The following is an 18,017-nucleotide window of genomic DNA, read 5'->3' as shown; positions in this document are numbered from 1 at the left end:
GTTTTTCGGGGTGCGAAGGTAATCAATCGCCGAGCTCTAACCGGCGCAGCTTATCCAACAACAGAGCCAGGCGCAGGTTGAACGGCTCCCCGGCATTGAGGTACTGTCCATCGACCAACAGGTGGTCGCCCTGCCGCTCCAGCTTGCCCAGGGTAGTATAGGTGGCGGCCGAGGCGGGCTGCAGCACGCTTTTCCAGTAGATGGCCGCATCGGTCATGGCGTAGCCCACCTTTCCGTTTCCGAACAGGCTCTGGTCACAGATGAAGAGCACCCGTTCATCTCGAGTAGCCTGGAGATAACCAGCGGTGGCGTTCTTCAGGATACGCGGCGGCATGGTCACGAAGTCGGTATACACCCCGTCCGCCCCTCCCCCAAAGCCGAGGTAATCCATGACCATCTTGAACAGGTCGACCCGCCGCCAGTCCACCCCCTGGTACCGCAGTACCCGTTGGTCGATCACCGCTCCGTGAAGGGCTTCGGCCGTTTCCACGACAAAGTATTCGATCAGGTCGGCCACCACGTCACGCCGTCTGCGGTTGGCCCGGCGACGATCCGCTTGCCCGTTCAGGAAGGCGGCCAACCCCTGCAGGGCCACGTCCCGAATCCGGTGAAAGTTATCCGCCTGGGCGTACGCCTTCAGATAGTCCGGCAACGCATCGGCACCGAAATAGGCGGCCAGTCGTTCCCCCAGCCGGTCCTCAAATTCACCGCGCAACTGCCCTGGCGTTACCGCGGGCGACGGATCCGGTGGAATGTCTTTCAACTCCAGGGGATCGTCATAGCCGGTTTCACGTTCTGTGGGTTCCGGGCGGCGGGGCGCAGGTTCCGTGGACTGGTCCTCGAAAGCAAATTCGAAGGACAGTCCTCCCCCACCCGCTTCCGGCTCCTCCTCCCCGCCTAAGTCAATCTCAAATTCCACCTCCGGATGGCGGTTGGGGGGAGGGGGTGGTGCTTCACTCGTCGGTGGCGGACTTTTTTTTTCTTCCTCCGCACCGGCCGCGGCCTGCTTGCGGGCCTTGGCCCGGGCAATGAAGGCCTCCAGTTCACTGAGTTGGGCTTCGTCCAGATAGGATTGTTCGGGGTCAAAGACGGGATCCGCCGACAGCTCCTCGGTGGCGAGGTTGTAGTCCGGCAGGGTCTCGTATACCGGCTCAAAGTAGGGCTCGTCGGCTTCGGTGGGAAAGTCATCCACGTCTGCCGCGTTGGCGGCTCCTTCCCGCATCCACAGCGGATAAGCCGGGAACACATCTCCGGCCGCTTCCCCAGTATCCGCAAAGCCCAGCCGGCTGAAGAAGGCCCGGGCGCGTTCGTTGTAGGGGCGCAGCGCGACCAGGATATCCCGTTCACTTCCGATACGTTTCACCGCTGCCTCAAACAGGGCTTCGGCTACTCCCTTCCCGCGGTCAGCCCGGCGCACCACCAGGTGATCGACCCGGGCAGCGTTTTTCCCGCTACGGGTCACCACTATATAGCCGGCCAGGGCGCGACGGTGCTCGTCCCAGGCGGAGATCACTTCCGAACGCGGATCGGTCAGGGCCAGCAGGACCTGGTCGGCGGCCTCGGCCACCGTACGGTCATTTTCCGCCCGCTGCTCATCGGATAGTTCCGGCAGGTCGAAGTCCGGAAAAATGGCCTGCCAGACAAAGGTGGATAAATGGGCGAAGTCGCTCTCCCGGCCAGGACGGTACTGCATAGGTTGGATTGCCGATTAGGTCGTAAACGTACTGCTAAACGGAGCGTTGCACGGGTAGTTCGTCCCCCGGCCGCAGCCCCGCCGCTGCGCCGCGAAAATAGCAAGGCCCGCGCCTCCCACCCCGCTGGGACGTTTGCGCTAATTGCCTACCTTCGCACCGTGGCCAATTCTCGCACCATACACGACAGCGCCCGCTTCGGGCTGACCATCGAGCGGCTGTGCCGCCACCTCATTGAGGAGCACGGCGACTTTGCCGACAGCTGCCTCATCGGCATCCAGACCGGCGGCGTACAGCTCGCCGAACGGCTGCACCACCGCCTCCGGGAGCTCGGCGTATCCGACCTGCCCTTCGGCAAGCTGGACATCACCTTTTACCGCGACGATTTCCGCACCAAGGCCGGCCCCCTCACCGCCCACCCCACCACCATCAACTTCCTGGTGGAAGACAAGCGCGTCATCCTCGTCGACGACGTGCTCTTCAGTGGCCGTACCGTGCTCAGCGCCATGACGGCCCTCAACCACTACGGCCGACCCTCCGCCGTGGAACTGCTCGTGATGGTAGACCGCCGGTTCCGCCGTACCCTGCCGGTGCAGGCCAACTACCGCGGGCTGCTGGTCGACTCCCTGACCAACGAATACGTCGACGTGCAGTGGCGGGAAACCCACGGCACCGACCAAATCCTACTCCTCGGCTCCTAACGTCAGCTATGGCCTCCGTTCAGCAACTATCCACCAAACACGTACTCGGCATCAAGTACCTCACCGCGGCCGACGTGGAGCTGGTACTGGATACCGCCCGCGAGTTCAAGGAGGTGATTAACCGCCCCATCAAGAAGGTGCCCAGCCTGCGCGACATCACCATCGCCAACCTCTTTTTCGAGAACTCCACCCGCACCCGGATCAGCTTTGAACTCGCCGAAAAGCGGCTCAGCGCCGACACGGTAAATTTCAGTGCCTCCAGTTCGTCGGTGAAGAAGGGAGAATCCCTGTTGGACACCGTCAATAACATCCTGGCCATGAAGGTAGACATGGTCGTGATGCGGCATCCCGCGCCCGGCGCCCACCACTTCCTGGCCGGCAAGATCGACGCCAGCATCGTCAATGCGGGCGACGGCACCCACGAGCACCCCACCCAGGCCCTGCTGGACGCCTACTCCATGCGCGACGCACTCGGCGGAGAGTTGCGCGGAAAGAAAGTCTGCATCTTCGGTGACATTACCCACTCCCGGGTAGCCCTGTCGAATATTTTCTGCCTGCAGCGACTCGGCGCCCACGTTCGCGTGTGCGGCCCCCCTACCCTCATCCCCAAACACGTCGGGAGCCTCGGCGTGGAGGTCAGCTACGACGTGCAGGAAAGCCTGCACTGGTGCGACGTGGCCAACGTGCTGCGCATCCAGCTGGAACGGCAGGACACCAAGTACATCCCCAGCCTGCGGGAGTACAACCGCTATTTCGGCATCACCAAGGAGCGCATCGCCCGACTCGACAAACCCATCGTGATCATGCACCCCGGCCCCATCAACCGCGGCGTTGAAATTGATACCGAGGTGGCCGACTCCGAGCACAGCATCATTCTCCAGCAAGTGGAAAACGGGGTGGCGGTCCGGATGTCCGTTCTTTACCTCCTCGCTGCCCGCCGCAACGAAGTCTAGATGTTGTACTACCTGGTACGGCCGGCGGCCCGCTTCGTACTGTCGTTCTACTACCGGAACATCGACATCACCGGGCTGGAGCACATCCCGCGTGACGCCCCCGTCATCCTCGCGGCCAATCACCCCACCGCCTTCCTGGAGCCCTGCCTGATGGCTTGCTTCCAGCCCCGCACCCTCCACTTCCTGGCCCGGGGAGATCTTTTCCAGCGCAGTTGGGCCAAAGTGCTGCTGGGGGCGCTGAACCTGTTACCGGTGTACCGGATACAGGACGGGGGCTACGAAAAGCTGGTCCGCAATTACGATACCTTCAAGGAATGCTTTGACGTACTGAGCCGCCAGGGTGCCCTGATGATCCTGGCGGAAGGACGCTGCATCCACGAGAAGAGGCTGCGCCCCCTGCGTAAGGGAACCGCCCGCATCGCCCTCGGAGCCCTGGAGTACGACAATACTTTGCGGGACGTCTACATCGTCCCCGTCGGGGTCAATTTCTCGGCCGCCGACCGGGTCCGCTCGAAAGTGATGATCCGTTGCGGTGAACCCCTCAGGGCCAGCCACTACCTGCGGGAATTCCGCCACAACGAAGCCGGAGGCATCCGTAGCCTCACCGATGCCCTGCGTACCGCCCTTTCGCCCCTGGTGGTCCAATGCCCGGAAGGGATGGATGCCGCGGCCTTCGAGCCTATGCTCACGGTACGCCGCAATGCCGTATCCACCGCCCCGGAGGGAATCACCCATTCCGGCCTTGAACTGGAAGCGGAACTGGCCACGGCTGCGGACCCGGGCCTCCCCGGGAAAAGCCCCGGCGCCCTGCGCTACGCCACCCTCCTGCAGCAGTTTGGACTCCACGACCGTGACCTGGCAGCAGCCGCCGGCCCCGGTAAAAAGCCCTGGATGGCCTTGCCCGCCACCCTCCTGCTGCTTCCCCAACTGCCGGGCTGGCTGCTGGCGGAAACAACTGGGTTGACGGGACCCAAAACCATCGAATTCTACAGTGCAGTACGCTTCGCCGCGCTGGCGGTCATCACCCTGTTGTATATACCGCTGTTGATCTTTCTGCCCTGGACTATCGCCCTGTGGCTGGTGGCGTCACTGTTGACTACCCGCTGGTCGATCCGACAACTGGAGGCCTGCCGCGACTGGCGACAGCAACGCCGGCTCAGCCAGGTGAGCCCAGAGGACCAAAGGAGATTGCGGGAGGCGCGGGAAGCCCTACTCTAGGACCACGTTGTCGTGGACCCGAACTTCCTTGAACTTCGCCTCGTGTTCCTCGACAAACTTGAGGTGGACGGGGGAAATCTGGTAGGCGTCGTGGCCGGCCACGTCGTCGAACCACAGGACCAGGGAGTAATCAAAGCTGTTGTTCACCACCCCGCGGGAAGGGGTTGCGGCGGGTTTGCCCAAAAACAGGCGGCGCACCGTGGGCGAGGCTTCCAGACTGCGAACGCCGGCTTCGAAACTCTTCAGTTCGTCTTCGCTGAGGCCATCGTGCAACCAGAAGTACACGGTGTGAGCCATGCCGGGCTGGGTAGTTTCACTCATTTCGGTAGATTGGGGGTTCTGTGCCACGCAACCACTGGCCACAAAGAGGAAGAAGAGAAGGCAAGGCAACAAAAGCGGTCGGTAGTTCATTGATGTAGGTTATGCGGGCAAGATAGCCCACGGAAGTAAATCAGCCTCATGACCCTTATCATCATCCTCATTACCGTCCTGATTTCCTGGCAGGCCTTTAATAACTCCGAGCTCCGGGCCAAGCTCATTTTCCTGCCAGCAGCCATCAAGAATCGCGGTGAGTACTACCGTTTTCTCACCCACGGGTTCATTCACGCCGACTTCCAGCACCTGCTCTTCAATATGTACGCCCTGTACATCTTCGGCGGCTCTGTAGAGTTCGTGTTCACCGAATACCTCTTCGGAGATACCCTGGGAAAACTCGCCTACCTCGTCTTTTACCTCGTAGCCATTGTAGCGGCCAGCGTGCCCGACTACCTGCGCCACCAGGATAACCGCATGTACGCCAGCCTCGGCGCCTCCGGGGGCGTGGCGGCCACCATCTGGCCCTACGTGATGCTCGCGCCCTGGAACTGGTTCATCTTTCCACCCCTGCCGGCCATCCTGCTCGGTATCGGCTACATCCTGTATTCCCACTACGCCGACAAGCGGGGGCAGGGCAACATCGGCCACAACGCCCACCTCTGGGGAGCGATTTTCGGTCTCATCGCCTACTCCATCCTCGTGCTTGCATTCGAGCCCGCCCTCATGAGCTACTTCCTCCAGGAACTGATGCAGCCCAAGGGCCCGAACTTCTAATGGCGGCAACCCTCCCGCGGATAGCGGCTGCGTCGTACCTTCGCCCCCTTTAGTAAAACGTGTGAATTTATGGGACTCAAGTGTGGTATCGTTGGCCTGCCGAACGTAGGGAAATCGACCCTTTTCAATGCGCTGACCTCAGCCAAGGCACTGGCCGCTAACTACCCCTTCGCCACCAAGGACCCGAACCTGGGCGTCATTACCGTACCCGATCCGCGGCTGGACAAGCTCGAAGAGCTGGTCAACCCCCAGAAGGTGATCCCCACCACGGTAGACATCGTCGACATTGCCGGCCTCATCAAGGGCGCCAGCAAGGGCGAAGGCCTCGGCAACCAGTTTCTCGGTAACATCCGGGAAACCGACGCCATTCTGCACGTGGTACGCTGCTTTGAAGACGACAACGTCGTTCACGTCGACGGTAACGTGGACCCCGTCCGCGACAAAATGATCATCGACACCGAACTCATCCTCAAGGACATCGAGACGGTAGAGAAGCGCGTCGACAAGTTCCGCCGCACGGCCAAGAGCGGCGACAAGGACGCCAAGCGCATCGTAGAAGTCGGAGAAGCCCTGCTCGCCCACCTGGAAAGCGAGAAGCCCGCCCGCAGCTTCGAAACCTCCGAGGAGGGCGAGGCGGTCGTCAAGGACCTCCTGCTGCTTACCAGCAAACCCATCCTTTACGTCTGCAACGTCGACATCGACAGCATCGACGATGGCAACGAACATACCCGGGCCTTCCGCGCGGCCGTAGCCGAAGAGAACGCCGAGGTGATCCTGATCTCCGCCAGCATCGAAGCCGACATCGCCGAGCTGGAAACCAAGGAGGAACGGGCTGAATTCATCGAAGAGATGGGCCTGACCGAGCCGGGCGTCAACAAGGTGATCCGCGCCAGCTACGAGCTGCTCGACCTGATTACCTACTTCACCGCCGGGGAGAAGGAGGTCCGCGCCTGGACGATCCACCGCGGCACCAAGGCTCCTGGCGCCGCCGGCGTGATCCACACCGACTTCGAAAAGGGATTCATCCGCGCAGAAGTCATCCACTACGAGGATTTCGTAGCCTTCGGCAGTGAAGCCGGCGCCCGCGACAACGGTAAGCTGAACGTCGAGGGAAAGGAATACGTAGTCCAGGACGGCGATGTGATGCACTTCCGCTTCAACGTCTAAACGGTATTAGCCTATCGTGGTTAAACCCCACCCGTAACTTGCCGTTACGACGGGGTAAACCCCAGTACCTATGGCCAAGCAACTCTACCTCATTGCCCAGTTCGAGCTGAACGACGCGGACAATTTCGCCCCGATTTTCCGGGAACACGCCAAAGCCAGCCGCGCCAAGCCCGGTTGCCTCTTCTTCTACCTCATCCGCGACCGCGAGAACCCCGCCAAATTCGCTACGATGGAGTGCTGGGAGGAGTACCGCTACTTCGAAGACCACGTCAACGACGACGAGCACAACGCCTTCCACACCAAGATCAGCAAGGTCTGGAAACGGGAACCCGACGTGATGGAGGCTGATTTGCTTTGTGGGATGGAGTGATTTAGGCCGTTAGTCCTTTAGGCCGTTAGTCCTTTAGGGCAACACTAATTAGCATCCCCTAAAGAACTAACTGACTAAAGCACTAAACTCCTACTTTACCTTATTCACGATAGCATCCTGGTGATCAATGCTTTCCTGGTGGATAGCGCGCAGGTAGCTGATCATGAATTCCTCGCTGAGCCCGTGGACCTTTCCGCGTTTACTGGACTCCTTGAGGACTTCTTCCCAACGGCTTTCCTGGAGGACGGCGATGTTGCGTTCGGCCTTGAATTCACCAATCTTGTCGGCAAGTTTCATGCGGCGTCCTAGCATGCCGATCAGGTCGCTGTCGATTTCGTCGATCTGGCGGCGCAGCTCCGTGAGGCGTTCCATCTCAACCTCGTCGGCGGTGGGTTTGCGCAGCCGGAGCCCATCGAGCAGTTCGCCGAAAGCGGCGGGGGTGATCTGCTGGGCAGCGTCGGACCAGGCTTCGTCGGGACGGGGGTGGACTTCCGTCATCACGCCGTCGTAGTTCAGGTTAAGGGCTTCCTGGGCCACTTCGGCCAGCAGGTCGCGGCGACCGCAAATGTGGCTGTTGTCGACCACCATCTGGAGATCGGGGAAGCGGCGCTTCATCTCGATGGCCATCTGCCAGCGCGGTACGTTGCGGTAGATGGTTTCCCCGTGGTAGCTGAAGCCACGGTGGATGAGTCCGATGCGGGTGATGCCCGCCTTGTAGATTCGCTCCACGGCTCCGATCCACAGTCCCAGGTCTGGGTTGATCGGGTTCTTGATGAGGACGGGGATGTCGGTACCGTTCAGGGCGTCGGCTACCTCCTGTACGCTGAAGGGGTTGACCGTGGTACGGGCACCGAGCCAGACTACGTCAATGCCCGCTTTCAGACAGTCGTATACGTGACTGGCGTTGGCCACTTCGGTCGTGGTTTTCAGGCCGGTTTCTTCTTTTACGCGCTTCAGCCAGGAAAGTCCCTCCTTGCCTACCCCCTCGAAACTGCCGGGGCGGGTGCGGGGCTTCCAGATGCCGGAACGGAACAGGTCCACCTGGTTGAGCTTGGCCAGGTCCTTGGCGCACTGCATCACCTGCCCTTCGGTTTCGGCGCTGCAGGGACCGGCAATTACGATACCGCGGCCGGGCGTGGGCGGAATGACCTTATCAATCTTCATGTCCATGATAAATCTATTTAGCTGTTATTGATTGTGATATGACATACCGATTACACCATCGGTTCAAGTCAGGATTTTTGTGATTTGATTGGCGTGACGGATCCGTTCGTGGAAGCCGTCGAAGTCACGCTTTATGAGTTGGGTACGGAAGCGGGACAGCTGTTCGATGTGCTCGTCCAGTACGTCAAGCACGTGATCCCGGTTTTGCCGGAAGATCGGCACCCACATATCCGGAGAACTCTTGGCCAGCCGCACGGTGGAGCCGAAGCCCGAGCTGGCCAGCTCGAAAATCCGCTGTTCGTCCTTTTCCTTCTCCAGTACCGTCAGGGCCAGGGCGAAGCTGGCGATGTGGGAGATGTGGCTCACGTAGGCGCAGTGCAGGTCGTGGGCGCGGCTGTCGAGGTGGGTGAAAGTCATGCCCGCGGTGGCGAATACCCGCTTGGCCACGTCTACGGCGTCGGCATCGCTGTCCTGGGTATCCACGAGTACGCAGGTCTTGCCGCTGAACAGGTTGGGTACCGCCGCTTCCGGGCCGCTGAATTCCGTGCCGGCCATGGGATGGCAGGCTACGAATCTACCCCGCCGGGGATGGTGCTTGACGCCGGTCAGCAGGGTTTCCTTGGTGGAGCCCACGTCGAGTATGGTCTGCTGGGGGCCTACCATGTCCAGCAGTCGGGGCAGCAGGTCCAGCATGGCGTCCATGGGCGTGGCTAGTACGAGGACGTCGCAGCGGGGAACACCGGTTTCCAGGGGGGCATCCTCGTCGATGAGCCGGCGACGTACCGCCTTGTCCAGGTTCTCCTGGCTGGCGTCCATACCGATGACCCGCACCTCCATGCCGCTCTCCTTCAAGCTGATGGCCAGGGAGCCGCCGATCAGTCCAATTCCGATGATTCCTACCGTCATGGCTGTGGGCTTTGTTCGGGCACCCGCGCGCCGCCGCCCAGTCGGGAAAGGGCTTCTTCCAGTACCGGGACCGGGCTGCAAAGACTGATGCGCACGTATTCGTCGCCGGCAGGTCCGAAAATGCCGCCGGGGGTGATGAATACCTGATTTTCGTATAGGGCGCGGTCGCAGGTGCCGTATCCGTCGATGCCGCCGGGGCACTTCGCCCAGACAAACAGCCCTACCTGATCACGGCGGTAGCTGCAACCCAGGGTGTCCATGATCCGGAAGGCCACCTCCCGCCGCTCGCGGTAAGTAGCGTTGAGGCGGTCGTACCACTCCCGCCCCAGTCCCAGGGCCACCGTTGCGGCCTCCTGTACGGGCAGGAACATGCCGCTGTCCATATTCGACTTGAACCGCAGGACGGTCTTCAGGTAGGCTTCGGCGCCGGCCAGTACGCCCACCCGCCAGCCGGCCATGTTCTGGGCCTTGCTCAGGCTGGAAAGCTCCAGGGCCACCTCGCGGGCACCGGGAACGGACAGGATGCTCTGCACGGAATCGGTGAGAATGAAAGCATAGGGGTTGTCGTTTACCAGGAGGATGCGGTTGCGGCGGGCGAAGTCGACCAAACGGTAAAAGAACTCCGGGGGAGCGGCCGCGCCGGTGGGCATGTGGGGATAGTTGATCCACATGATCTTGACCTTGTCCAGTCCTTCAGCCTCCAGGGCGTCCAAATCTGGTAGCCAGCCTTTTGTCTCGCTCAAGGCGTAGCTGCGCACTACCCCACCGGCCAGCTCGGTGGCCGAGCGATAGGTGGGATAGCCGGGGTCGGGCACGAGTACCTCGTCGCCGGCATTCAGGAAGGACATGCTGATGTGCATGATGCCCTCTTTGGAGCCCATCAGGGGCAGGAGTTCCCGGTTGGGGTCCAGCTCCACGCCAAAGAAGGTAGCATACCAGCGGGCGAAGGCCGCGCGCAGTTCGGGCCGCCCCACGTAGGGCTGGTAGCCGTGGGTGTCGGGGCGGCGGGCACTGGCAGTTAGGGCCTCGAGCACTTCCGGCGCGGGTGGCAGGTCGGGGCTGCCGATGCCCAGGTTCAGGATGTCCTGTCCCTGTGCACGCAGCTCGGCGATCTCCCGCAGCTTCTTGCTGAAGTAGTACTCCTGGGTCTCACCGAGGCGGTTGCTCTCCGGCAGGATGGGTGAAAAGGTCGTTTGGGGGGTCATAAGTCTTCAGGGTTTTTCGCCCGCCTGGTAAATGCCCAGTACGCGGAGTTCCTGGGTGATGGGCTGGATGCCCGCCAGGGCTTCGGCCACCGTGATGGAACCATTCAGCATGAAATCGACGTAGAAGCGGTACTGCCACGGCCGACCGATGATGGGGGTACTCTGGATCTTGGTGAGGTTGATCTTGTAGGCATCCAGGACCATGAGTACGCGCGAGAGACTGCCGGATTCGTGGCTGACCGAAAAGCTCAAACTGACCTTGTCGCCGGCGTCTTCGCTGACGTCGCGGCCCCGTTCGAGCACCAGGAAGCGGGTGTGGTTCAGCTTGTTGGTTTCGATGCCGGGGGCCAGGATGTCCAGTCCGTACAGCTGGGCGGCCAGGGAGTGGGCCACCGCGCCGCGGGTACGGTCGGCGGTTTCCTTGACGTGGCGGGCGCTCAGGGCGGTGTCGGCCGACTCCACCAGTTTGATTTTTGGCCAAGCCTTGAAGAACTCCCGCACCTGCATCAGGGCAATGGGATGGGAGTACACCTCCCGCAGCTCCTCGATGGCTACGCCGGGCAGGGCCATCAGGTTCTGGCGGATGCGCAGGTAGACTTCCCCGGTGATGCGCAGGTTGGACCGCTGCAGGAGGTCGTAATTCTCCATCAGGCTGCCGGCCAGGGTATTTTCGATGGCCATCAGGGCCACGTCGCTCTGCTCCTGCTCCACCTGTTTCACCACTTCGGAGAAGGTGTGGCCGGACACGGTGACCACCTCCCGTTCCCGGAAGTGGATGCGGGCGGCGGCTTCGTGGAAGGCGCCCGCGTAGCCCTGGATGCTGACGCGTATTTGCCGAAGGGCGGTAGTAGGATGCATAGGCAGATGGAATAAAAAAAGCGGCTCCCGGATGTGGGGGACCGCCATTGCTGTAACTTTCTATTGGTACGTTCAGCGCCCCCCTACTCGCGTAGGCAGTAAAAGCTAAACCAGAAATAGAAAGTGCTTTTCGTCATGATGACACAAACCTACGGCCTTGTTTTTGAAACACAAAATGTTGTTCTGGCAACTACGGCGGATTAGTGGTTGCTCAACCATCGCCTTTCCCGGTCGTTACTAATTGACCCGGTCGGCGTTTAAACTACCGGGTTCTAACTTTACCGCATGGATACATTGATTACCGTTGGGCAGTTGGTCCTGAGCCTTTCCATTTTGATCGTGCTGCACGAATTCGGCCACTTCCTTCCGGCTCGCCTCTTTGGCACGCGGGTGGAAAAATTCTACCTGTTTTTCGACCCCGGCTTCAGCCTGTTCAAGAAGCAGATCGGGGAAACGGAGTACGGAGTTGGGTGGCTGCCCCTCGGCGGCTACGTCAAGATCAGCGGGATGATCGACGAAAGCTTCGACACCGACCAGATGGAACAGGAGCCCCAGCCCTGGGAGTTCCGGTCCAAGCCGGCCTGGCAACGCCTCATCATCATGCTGGGCGGGGTTACGGTGAATTTCTTCCTCGGTTTCTTCATTTATGCCATGGTGCTCTTCGCCTACGGGGAGGAGTACTTCCCCGCGGAAAACATCACCGCCGGCATTGCCGCCGACAGCCTCGGACAGGAGATCGGCCTCGAAAGCGGCGACCACATCCTGCGGGTGGGCCAGGTGCCCTTCGAGCGCTTCAACGACCGCATCGTCCTGCGGGAGATCGCGATCAACAACGCCCGCGACATTGAGGTGAACCGCGGCGGCGAAACGGTAATCGTGGACGTCGATCCCAAGTGGACCGACCTGCTTACGCGGTACGAAAACAAGAACGCCCGCCTCTTCACCATGCGCATGCCCCTGGTGGTGGCCGACGTGGCCCCGGGTGGCCCGGCCGAAGCCGCCGGCCTACAGAAAGAGGACCGGGTCGTGAGCGTGGATGGTACCCCCACCCCCTACTTTGACCAGTTTACCGAAATCATCCAGCGGCAGAAAGGACAAACCGTTACCCTGGGCATCCAGCCGAAGGACAGCGAAACCATCAAGGAGGTTCCCCTCACCCTTACCGAGGAGGGACGCATCGGCGTGGCCGTTGCTCCCCCCGATTACTTCTACAAGACCGAGCGGCAGGAATACGGGTTCGTGGAATCCCTGCCCGCCGGCGTCAACCAGGGCGTCAGTTTCCTCAGTGACCAGTTCAAGGCCTTCGGACAGATGTTCGCCGGCAACATCAAGGTCACCGAGAGCCTCGGCGGGTTCGCCAGCATCGGCTCCATGTTCGGCAGCACCTGGAACTGGGAGCGTTTCTGGTACATGACCGCCTCCCTGTCGCTGATCCTCGCGTTTATGAACCTGCTGCCCATCCCCGCCCTCGACGGTGGCCACGTGATGTTCCTGCTTTATGAAGTAGTTACGGGTCGCAAGCCCAGCGACAAGTTCATGGAACGGGCCACCATGGTCGGCTTTGTCATCGTACTCGGCCTGGTGGTACTCGCCAACGGACTCGACATCTGGCGCTGGATCAACAATTAAGCATGAATTATTTCAGTTTTTTCGGGCTGCGGCCCTCCCCCAGGGTTGACCAAGCTGCCCTGAAGCGCAGCTTTTATGCCAATTCCAAGCGGTTCCACCCCGACTTCCACACCTTGAAGGATGAGGAAGCCCAACAGGAAGTGCTGGAAAAGAGTACCCTGAACAACCAGGCCTACAAGGTGCTGGCCGACGACGACCTGCGGCTGAAGCACCTCCTGGAAGTGAAGGGCGTGCTGGGGGAAGAAGGCAGCAACCAGGTACCCCAGGACTTCCTGCTGGAAATCATGGAGGTGAACGAGGCCCTGATGGAGCTGGAATTCGAAGACGACCCCAGCGTGCGGCTTAAGGTCACCGGCCTGATCGATCAGCTGGAGGCCGATCTGGACCGGGAAGTTGCCCCAATTCTGGAATCCTACGACGACGAAACCGTCAGCCCACAGGAGTTGGAGCAGCTCAAAGACTACTACCTCAAGCGGCGGTACCTCCTCCGTCTGCGTGAAAAGATTTAACCCATGTTAATCCTTCTTTCTCCAGCCAAGACGCTGGATATGTCGCCGGCCGGGGCCGGTGGCACGGCTCCCCGCATGCTCGCCGATACCCACGAGCTGGTACGCACCCTGCAGCGGCAGTCGGCCCGCAAGCTTGGTAAACTGATGTCCATCAGTGACAAGCTCGCGGAACTTAACTATGAGCGCTATCAGTCCTTCGCCGAGGAAGCCGTAGGCAAGGCTGCCCTGCTGGCCTTCCGGGGCGACGTGTACCAGGACCTAGAAGCCGACGACTTCAGCGACCGGGAATTCGCCTTTGCCAACCAGCAAATCCGGATCCTCTCGGGACTTTACGGCATCCTGCGCCCCGCCGACCTGATGCAGCCCTACCGCCTGGAAATGGGCACCCGATTGTCCACCAAGCGCGGCAAAAACCTCTACGCCTTCTGGGGCGACAAGATCACCCAACTCCTCAATGCCGACCTGGCGGAGGAAGGCAGCGGCCTGGTGCTTAACCTGGCCAGCCAGGAGTATTTCCGCAGCGTTCGGCCTGAGCACGTTGACGGCCGGATCCTGAACATCCACTTCAAGGAGCCCCACGGGGACAAGCACCGCGTCATCGCCTTCAACGCCAAGCGCGCCCGCGGACGGATGGCCCGCCTCATTACTCTGGAAGGGATCCGCACGGCCGACCCCCTGAAGGATCTGGTAGTGAACGACTACGTCTACCGCGAAGACCTGAGTACGGAGAACGACTGGGTGTACGTCCGCGGCTAATCGGCAATTTCCTCCCAATAGCCCAACAATTGTTGGGCGCGCTGGGCGGTAGTGTGGCAGGATAGCACCCGCTCGCGGGCCCGGGCCCCGACCTTGCGTTTGGTGGCCTCGTCCGTGCCGTAGAGCACATCCAGGACGTGGTGCTCCTGCTCCACGCAGAACAGCTCCAGCTTGTCCTCGAAAAAGAGCTCCAGGCCATCCCAGGGGTCAGTCAGGATGGGCACCCCGCAAGCGGCAGCCGCCAGCAACTGAATGGTGGGCGTATAGCCGAACTGCCGGCGGTTGCTCTGCCCAAGGATGAGGGTACAGGCTTGGCGGTTGTAAAAGTCCACCCGGTTCGTTTCCGGAAGGTGCTCCACGTAAGTGAGGTTATCCGGCCAGTCGGCATCAACCGGGTACCCCTCCCCGGCCAGTACGAAGCGGCGGTTTGGCGTCATGCCGGCGGGGGCCAGCAGGAGGTTGTCCAGCAGCTCTTTCCGTTCCGGCTTGAATGAGCCGATGAAGCCCAGGTCGTAGGTCTTTTCGATGTCCATCCGGTAAAAGGAGAAGGGATCGATGCTCTCGTACAGGGGACGGGCACACTTGACCCCAAACTCCTCCTCCAGGCGGTTCAGGGCCGGCCCCCCGGTGGTGGACAGGTAAATATCGAAGGCAGACATGGATTCCCGGGAGAGGGTGCAGGGACTGGGCGTTCCGGTTTCCAGCCCGCGGAGGGTGAGGCTCAGGTCGGTGTCGTAGTAGAGCTTGATGCCCCGGGCTTCATTGGCCAGCCAGCGGGCAATGCGGTCTGCCCCGGCTACTCCGGAGCCGAGCATGACCAGGTCGGCCGAAGCGATTGCCGGCAAATATTCCCGCAGCAGGGTGTCGAGGTTTTCGTAGGACCAGACCTCGCAGTAGGGCGACTTGAACATGTCGCGGGGCGCCCGTCCCAGACGGTCCTGTGGCTCCAGGTAGGTGGTCCGGTGGCCGTGGTGGGAGAGCTCATTGATGAGGCCACGGTAGAGGTGGGCAGTCGGGTTTACGTGACTGCTCAGGATCGGCCGCCCGATGATTACAAGGTCCAGGGTCTGTTCGGGAAAATTCACGCGAGCAAGGTACGCACGTCCCGGCGGCGGGTCCCCATTTCTCCCGTTAGGATTCCTTTAAATCTCGGTTCAACAACGGAAAATATCGGCCCGCTCCGGGATAGCCACCGCTCTCCTACCCTCCCTAAACACTGGTGGCGACACCCCCATCAGGAGATGCAGCCACCAGTGCTTTCGCTTCCTTACGCCGGGCGCCCTTACGGTCAGCGAATCATCACTCCGAATGCTTTCCGGCGCAGGTCACCATCCTGCAATGCAGTGACCACGCAAATGAAGTACTCACCCCGACCGGCCGCCTTGAGCTGATCGGTAGCGATTTCCATGCGGTTGCGGTGGCCGGCGGAAACGAATCCCTGGGTCCGGAAGCGTTCGCGGCCCAGCAGGTCAATGAGGCGAACCTCCACCGCACCGGACACTCCGGCCGGGAACTCAACGAAGAGTTGCCCGCCGCTGCTGGGGTTGGGGTATACCGATACACCGGCCAGGGGGGTGGCAGGGCTTGGAACCAGGCTGGTGGTACCCGAGCAGTCGAAGGTATCCAGTCCCAGTGCACGCACGCGTTCGAAGAGCAGCCGGTGGCCCGCATCGGTCAGGTGGACGCCGTCACCACTGTCCAGGCTGTCGATGATGAAGCCGTTTTCATCGGCTACGCCGGTCCAGAAGTCAATGGCACGCTCTCCGTAGATCGAGAAGATGGAATCCCGGACCTCCCGCTGCAGTTCCACCTGGGCGGTATTGGTGAAGTTGCGGGGCTGGGTGGTGGCCACCCATACTTCCACGCCTGCGTTGCGGGCCTCTTCCACCACGGTGGCGAAGTTGGCCAGCTGGTCCTCCACCGGGAAGTTGCGGGCCGCGTCGTTGGAGGGCATGTTGATGATGATGGCGAAGGGGTTGTAAGTCAACGCCCGGGTCACGTTCCGCAACGGATCAGGGCTGATGTTCACCCCGGCCGGCACCTCGGCCCCATTGGGCAGGATGTGGTAGGTGGTATAGCCTCCCCGGGCCAGGTTGATCACCTCGTAACGGGTATCGCGGGACAAGTACTCGGCATAGCGGGCCACCCAGGCGCTGTCGGGAGTGGAGGCGCCGGTTCCTTCCGCGGTGGAGGAGCCCAGTACGACGATCTCGCAGGTGGTGGTGTCGGAGGAGATTTCGAACACCGCGTCGCTGACGTCGAAGAGGGTATCCGCCAGGATGCGTACCAGGGCGGAGTCCGTCGGTGCATTGGGCACCGTCCACTCATAAGCTTCGTTAAACGCCGGCACGGTATCAATGGTCGTCCATTCCTGGCCGTTATTCAGGGAGTATTCCAGGATAACGGAGGTAAGGTTGCGGGATTCCCAGGTAATGGAAGGTGACTTCCCGGCCTGCCAGAACTCTCCGCCATTTGGTGCGGTCAGCGTAAGGGAGGATCCACCGGCGGCCGCTTCGTTGGCGTAGGTCATGCGCAGCACACCCAGGTAGTAGAAGCCGGAGCTATTGGTATTATTCGGTCCCGGGCCAATGGTGATCTGGATGGTGCCGTCGGGTTGGGGTTGCACCGTGGAGACAGCTACGCTATCGGCGTTGGAGGCCACATCCAGCAACGTCGTATCCCGGGTTGCACCGTCGATGACAAAGCGGGTTTCCCGGTTGTCGCTGGCACTCCGCGAGGCAAACAACTCGAGGGTGTACATCTTGTCGGGGTTCAGGCCCGTGAGCTCAACCCCGGCGGTGGGCTCCGTACGCCCGCCGAATTCCGTTACGTTGCCGAAGAAGCTGTCGCCGGTGGCCGTAGCGGGGAAATCGAGGTCGGGATTCGGGTTCTGGGTACCGTTGGTGTTGATGTTGTTGAAGGGGTCGAAGATGTTGATGCCGTAGCCGGTCTGCAGGCCGCTTGAATTCTGCAGGTCTGCAATCGCTCCGGCCTGGGGATCCGTGATGTTGTTCCAGGGCGCGGGACTCAGGGTCGAACCACCGAAATCCACAAGTACGGTATCGAGTTCATCCGGACCGCTGGGTGGAGGTGGCGGGGGCGGCGGGGTATCCTCCTTGTCGTAGCTCACCATCAAAGCCCCGAGGTAGTAGAAACCGGTGGAGTTGTCGTTGTTGGCTCCCGGACCGGCCTGCAGGATGATGGTCCCATCCGCAGCCGGCTTCAGCGTCATCCGCACTACGGTGGCGGTGTTGTTGGAAGCGTTAAGGCTGACCGTTTCCGTGGTTAGACCCTGGGCGGTATAGGTAGCTTCCCGGGTATCGGAGGTATTGTTCCGGGAGGCAAATATGGTAAGGGTGTATTCCTTGTCCGCCTGCAGGCCATTGAGTGTAACGGCGCCGGTGGGCTCAACCGCGCCGTTGAAGGTGCCGGTGTTGCCAAAGAAGCTGTCGCCGGTAGCCGTGGCGGGAAATCCAAGCGAGGGATCCGCATCCTGGCTTCCGGCCGTATTGACGCCGGTGAAGGCGTCGGTCACGGTAATTCCGTAGGCCGTAGGCAGCGAGCGGGCGTTCAGCAGGGAAGCGATGCTGCCACTGGTGAAGTCATCCAGGTTGTTCCAGGGGGCGGGCGAGGAAACCGAGCCAAAGTCGATCAGGAGGGTATCCTTGTCCTGGGCGGAAACCGATCGGGGCAGCCACCCCAGACAGAGCAGCAGGATCAGGGCCCAATAATGTGTAGAGGGTTTATTCATAGCGGGTAATGGTTTAGAGAAAGAGATGCGGCAATGCGCTCCACAAAGAA

At 61.1% G+C, this 18,017-nt stretch carries 17 protein-coding genes; 9 read left to right on the top strand and 8 right to left on the bottom strand.

Annotated elements, in window-relative coordinates:
* Nucleotides 1–22 precede the first annotated feature (22 nt).
* Nucleotides 23–1,693 carry a GNAT family N-acetyltransferase gene (locus CGL56_RS09270; protein WP_099106260.1) on the bottom strand — a complete coding sequence of 557 codons (1,671 nt, stop codon included), beginning with the start codon at nt 1,691–1,693 and terminating at the stop codon, nt 23–25.
* Nucleotides 1,694–1,852: 159 nt separating this feature from the next.
* Between CGL56_RS09270 and pyrR the strand changes: the two genes are divergently transcribed.
* From pyrR to CGL56_RS09255, 3 genes are read left to right on the top strand one after another with little or no spacing between them, the layout of a single operon-like run.
* A complete protein-coding gene (gene pyrR / locus CGL56_RS09265) occupies nt 1,853–2,392 on the top strand; it encodes a bifunctional pyr operon transcriptional regulator/uracil phosphoribosyltransferase PyrR (RefSeq protein WP_245851955.1) in 540 nt (179 codons plus the stop codon).
* An 8-nt stretch (nt 2,393–2,400) separates the two neighbouring features.
* Nucleotides 2,401–3,345, top strand: coding sequence for an aspartate carbamoyltransferase catalytic subunit (locus CGL56_RS09260; protein WP_099106258.1), 945 nt, complete (start codon nt 2,401–2,403; stop codon nt 3,343–3,345).
* Nucleotides 3,346–4,563 carry a 1-acyl-sn-glycerol-3-phosphate acyltransferase gene (locus tag CGL56_RS09255; RefSeq protein ID WP_099106257.1) on the top strand — a complete coding sequence of 406 codons (1,218 nt, stop codon included), beginning with the start codon at nt 3,346–3,348 and terminating at the stop codon, nt 4,561–4,563.
* Here the strand turns inward: CGL56_RS09255 and CGL56_RS09250 are convergent.
* The gene (locus CGL56_RS09250) at nt 4,555–4,884 is read right to left on the bottom strand and encodes a Dabb family protein (protein WP_167641571.1); all 330 of its coding nucleotides are present in this window, start codon (nt 4,882–4,884) and stop codon (nt 4,555–4,557) included. The two genes, CGL56_RS09255 and CGL56_RS09250, sit on opposite strands and share 9 nt — an antisense overlap.
* Nucleotides 4,885–5,022: 138 nt before the next feature.
* On the opposite strand from CGL56_RS09250, the gene CGL56_RS09245 reads away from it, so the two are divergent.
* From CGL56_RS09245 to CGL56_RS09235, 3 genes are all read left to right on the top strand, one after another.
* Entirely contained in the window at nt 5,023–5,652 is a 630-nt protein-coding gene (locus tag CGL56_RS09245) for a rhomboid family intramembrane serine protease (protein WP_099106255.1), read from the top strand.
* Nucleotides 5,653–5,721: 69 nt separating this feature from the next.
* Complete coding sequence (gene ychF, locus CGL56_RS09240) at nt 5,722–6,819, top strand: redox-regulated ATPase YchF (protein WP_099106254.1); 1,098 nt, start codon at nt 5,722–5,724, stop codon at nt 6,817–6,819.
* 70 nt (nt 6,820–6,889) lie between these two features.
* Complete coding sequence (locus CGL56_RS09235) at nt 6,890–7,189, top strand: putative quinol monooxygenase (RefSeq protein WP_099106253.1); 300 nt, start codon at nt 6,890–6,892, stop codon at nt 7,187–7,189.
* A 90-nt stretch (nt 7,190–7,279) separates the two neighbouring features.
* Here CGL56_RS09235 and CGL56_RS09230 read toward each other — a convergent pair whose 3' ends face one another.
* The 4 genes from CGL56_RS09230 to CGL56_RS09215 are packed head-to-tail and all read right to left on the bottom strand — an operon-like array spanning nt 7,280 to nt 11,322.
* Nucleotides 7,280–8,359: a chorismate mutase gene (locus CGL56_RS09230; RefSeq protein ID WP_099106252.1), complete on the bottom strand. Its 1,080-nt coding sequence runs from the start codon at nt 8,357–8,359 to the stop codon at nt 7,280–7,282.
* A gap of 57 nt (nt 8,360–8,416) precedes the next feature.
* Nucleotides 8,417–9,259, bottom strand: a complete 843-nt coding sequence (locus CGL56_RS09225; protein ID WP_099106251.1) for a prephenate dehydrogenase — start codon at nt 9,257–9,259, stop codon at nt 8,417–8,419.
* Nucleotides 9,256–10,464 (bottom strand): pyridoxal phosphate-dependent aminotransferase, encoded by a 1,209-nt coding sequence (locus tag CGL56_RS09220; protein WP_187305577.1) that lies wholly within the window; start codon nt 10,462–10,464, stop codon nt 9,256–9,258. The genes CGL56_RS09225 and CGL56_RS09220 overlap by 4 nt, the downstream gene beginning before the upstream one ends.
* A 6-nt stretch (nt 10,465–10,470) precedes the next feature.
* Nucleotides 10,471–11,322 carry a prephenate dehydratase gene (locus CGL56_RS09215; RefSeq protein ID WP_099106250.1) on the bottom strand — a complete coding sequence of 284 codons (852 nt, stop codon included), beginning with the start codon at nt 11,320–11,322 and terminating at the stop codon, nt 10,471–10,473.
* 285 nt (nt 11,323–11,607) lie between these two features.
* Here CGL56_RS09215 and rseP point away from each other — a divergent pair, with 285 nt between their 5' ends.
* Genes rseP through yaaA form a run of 3 tightly spaced genes read left to right on the top strand, consistent with a single transcriptional unit; the run spans nt 11,608 to nt 14,216 of the window.
* Nucleotides 11,608–12,951, top strand: a complete 1,344-nt coding sequence (rseP, locus tag CGL56_RS09210; RefSeq protein WP_099106249.1) for an RIP metalloprotease RseP — start codon at nt 11,608–11,610, stop codon at nt 12,949–12,951.
* Between the two features lie 2 nt (nt 12,952–12,953).
* A complete protein-coding gene (locus CGL56_RS09205; RefSeq protein ID WP_099106248.1) occupies nt 12,954–13,460 on the top strand; it encodes an iron-sulfur cluster co-chaperone HscB C-terminal domain-containing protein in 507 nt (168 codons plus the stop codon).
* Between the two features lie 3 nt (nt 13,461–13,463).
* Nucleotides 13,464–14,216, top strand: coding sequence for a peroxide stress protein YaaA (gene yaaA, locus CGL56_RS09200; RefSeq protein ID WP_099106247.1), 753 nt, complete (start codon nt 13,464–13,466; stop codon nt 14,214–14,216).
* On the opposite strand, the gene CGL56_RS09195 is transcribed toward yaaA, so the two are convergent.
* On the bottom strand, nt 14,213–15,301 hold the full coding sequence (locus tag CGL56_RS09195) for a CgeB family protein (protein WP_099106246.1): 1,089 nt from the start codon (nt 15,299–15,301) through the stop codon (nt 14,213–14,215). The two genes, yaaA and CGL56_RS09195, sit on opposite strands and share 4 nt — an antisense overlap.
* Nucleotides 15,302–15,504: 203 nt before the next feature.
* Nucleotides 15,505–17,967 carry a GDSL-type esterase/lipase family protein gene (locus CGL56_RS09190; RefSeq protein ID WP_099106245.1) on the bottom strand — a complete coding sequence of 821 codons (2,463 nt, stop codon included), beginning with the start codon at nt 17,965–17,967 and terminating at the stop codon, nt 15,505–15,507.
* Nucleotides 17,968–18,017 lie beyond the last annotated feature (50 nt).

Origin of the sequence: Neolewinella marina (assembly GCF_002631205.1) — a bacterium.
Lineage (GTDB): Bacteria > Bacteroidota > Bacteroidia > Chitinophagales > Saprospiraceae > Neolewinella > Neolewinella marina.
This window is presented reverse-complemented; position numbering and strand designations above follow the sequence as displayed.

Excerpts from the sequence above, each read along its gene's own strand:
- ychF (WP_099106254.1), top strand. The coding sequence starts at position 5,722 with ATGGGACTCAAGTGTGGTATCGTTGGCCTGCCGAACGTAGGGAAATCG.
- CGL56_RS09220 (WP_187305577.1), bottom strand. The coding sequence starts at position 10,464 with ATGACCCCCCAAACGACCTTTTCACCCATCCTGCCGGAGAGCAACCGC.
- CGL56_RS09255 (WP_099106257.1), top strand. The coding sequence starts at position 3,346 with ATGTTGTACTACCTGGTACGGCCGGCGGCCCGCTTCGTACTGTCGTTC.
- CGL56_RS09190 (WP_099106245.1), bottom strand. The coding sequence starts at position 17,967 with ATGAATAAACCCTCTACACATTATTGGGCCCTGATCCTGCTGCTCTGT.
- CGL56_RS09230 (WP_099106252.1), bottom strand. The coding sequence starts at position 8,359 with ATGGACATGAAGATTGATAAGGTCATTCCGCCCACGCCCGGCCGCGGT.
- CGL56_RS09235 (WP_099106253.1), top strand. The coding sequence starts at position 6,890 with ATGGCCAAGCAACTCTACCTCATTGCCCAGTTCGAGCTGAACGACGCG.
- rseP (WP_099106249.1), top strand. The coding sequence starts at position 11,608 with ATGGATACATTGATTACCGTTGGGCAGTTGGTCCTGAGCCTTTCCATT.
- CGL56_RS09215 (WP_099106250.1), bottom strand. The coding sequence starts at position 11,322 with ATGCATCCTACTACCGCCCTTCGGCAAATACGCGTCAGCATCCAGGGC.
- CGL56_RS09270 (WP_099106260.1), bottom strand. The coding sequence starts at position 1,693 with ATGCAGTACCGTCCTGGCCGGGAGAGCGACTTCGCCCATTTATCCACC.
- CGL56_RS09205 (WP_099106248.1), top strand. The coding sequence starts at position 12,954 with ATGAATTATTTCAGTTTTTTCGGGCTGCGGCCCTCCCCCAGGGTTGAC.
- CGL56_RS09250 (WP_167641571.1), bottom strand. The coding sequence starts at position 4,884 with ATGAGTGAAACTACCCAGCCCGGCATGGCTCACACCGTGTACTTCTGG.
- CGL56_RS09260 (WP_099106258.1), top strand. The coding sequence starts at position 2,401 with ATGGCCTCCGTTCAGCAACTATCCACCAAACACGTACTCGGCATCAAG.
- yaaA (WP_099106247.1), top strand. The coding sequence starts at position 13,464 with ATGTTAATCCTTCTTTCTCCAGCCAAGACGCTGGATATGTCGCCGGCC.
- CGL56_RS09225 (WP_099106251.1), bottom strand. The coding sequence starts at position 9,259 with ATGACGGTAGGAATCATCGGAATTGGACTGATCGGCGGCTCCCTGGCC.
- CGL56_RS09245 (WP_099106255.1), top strand. The coding sequence starts at position 5,023 with ATGACCCTTATCATCATCCTCATTACCGTCCTGATTTCCTGGCAGGCC.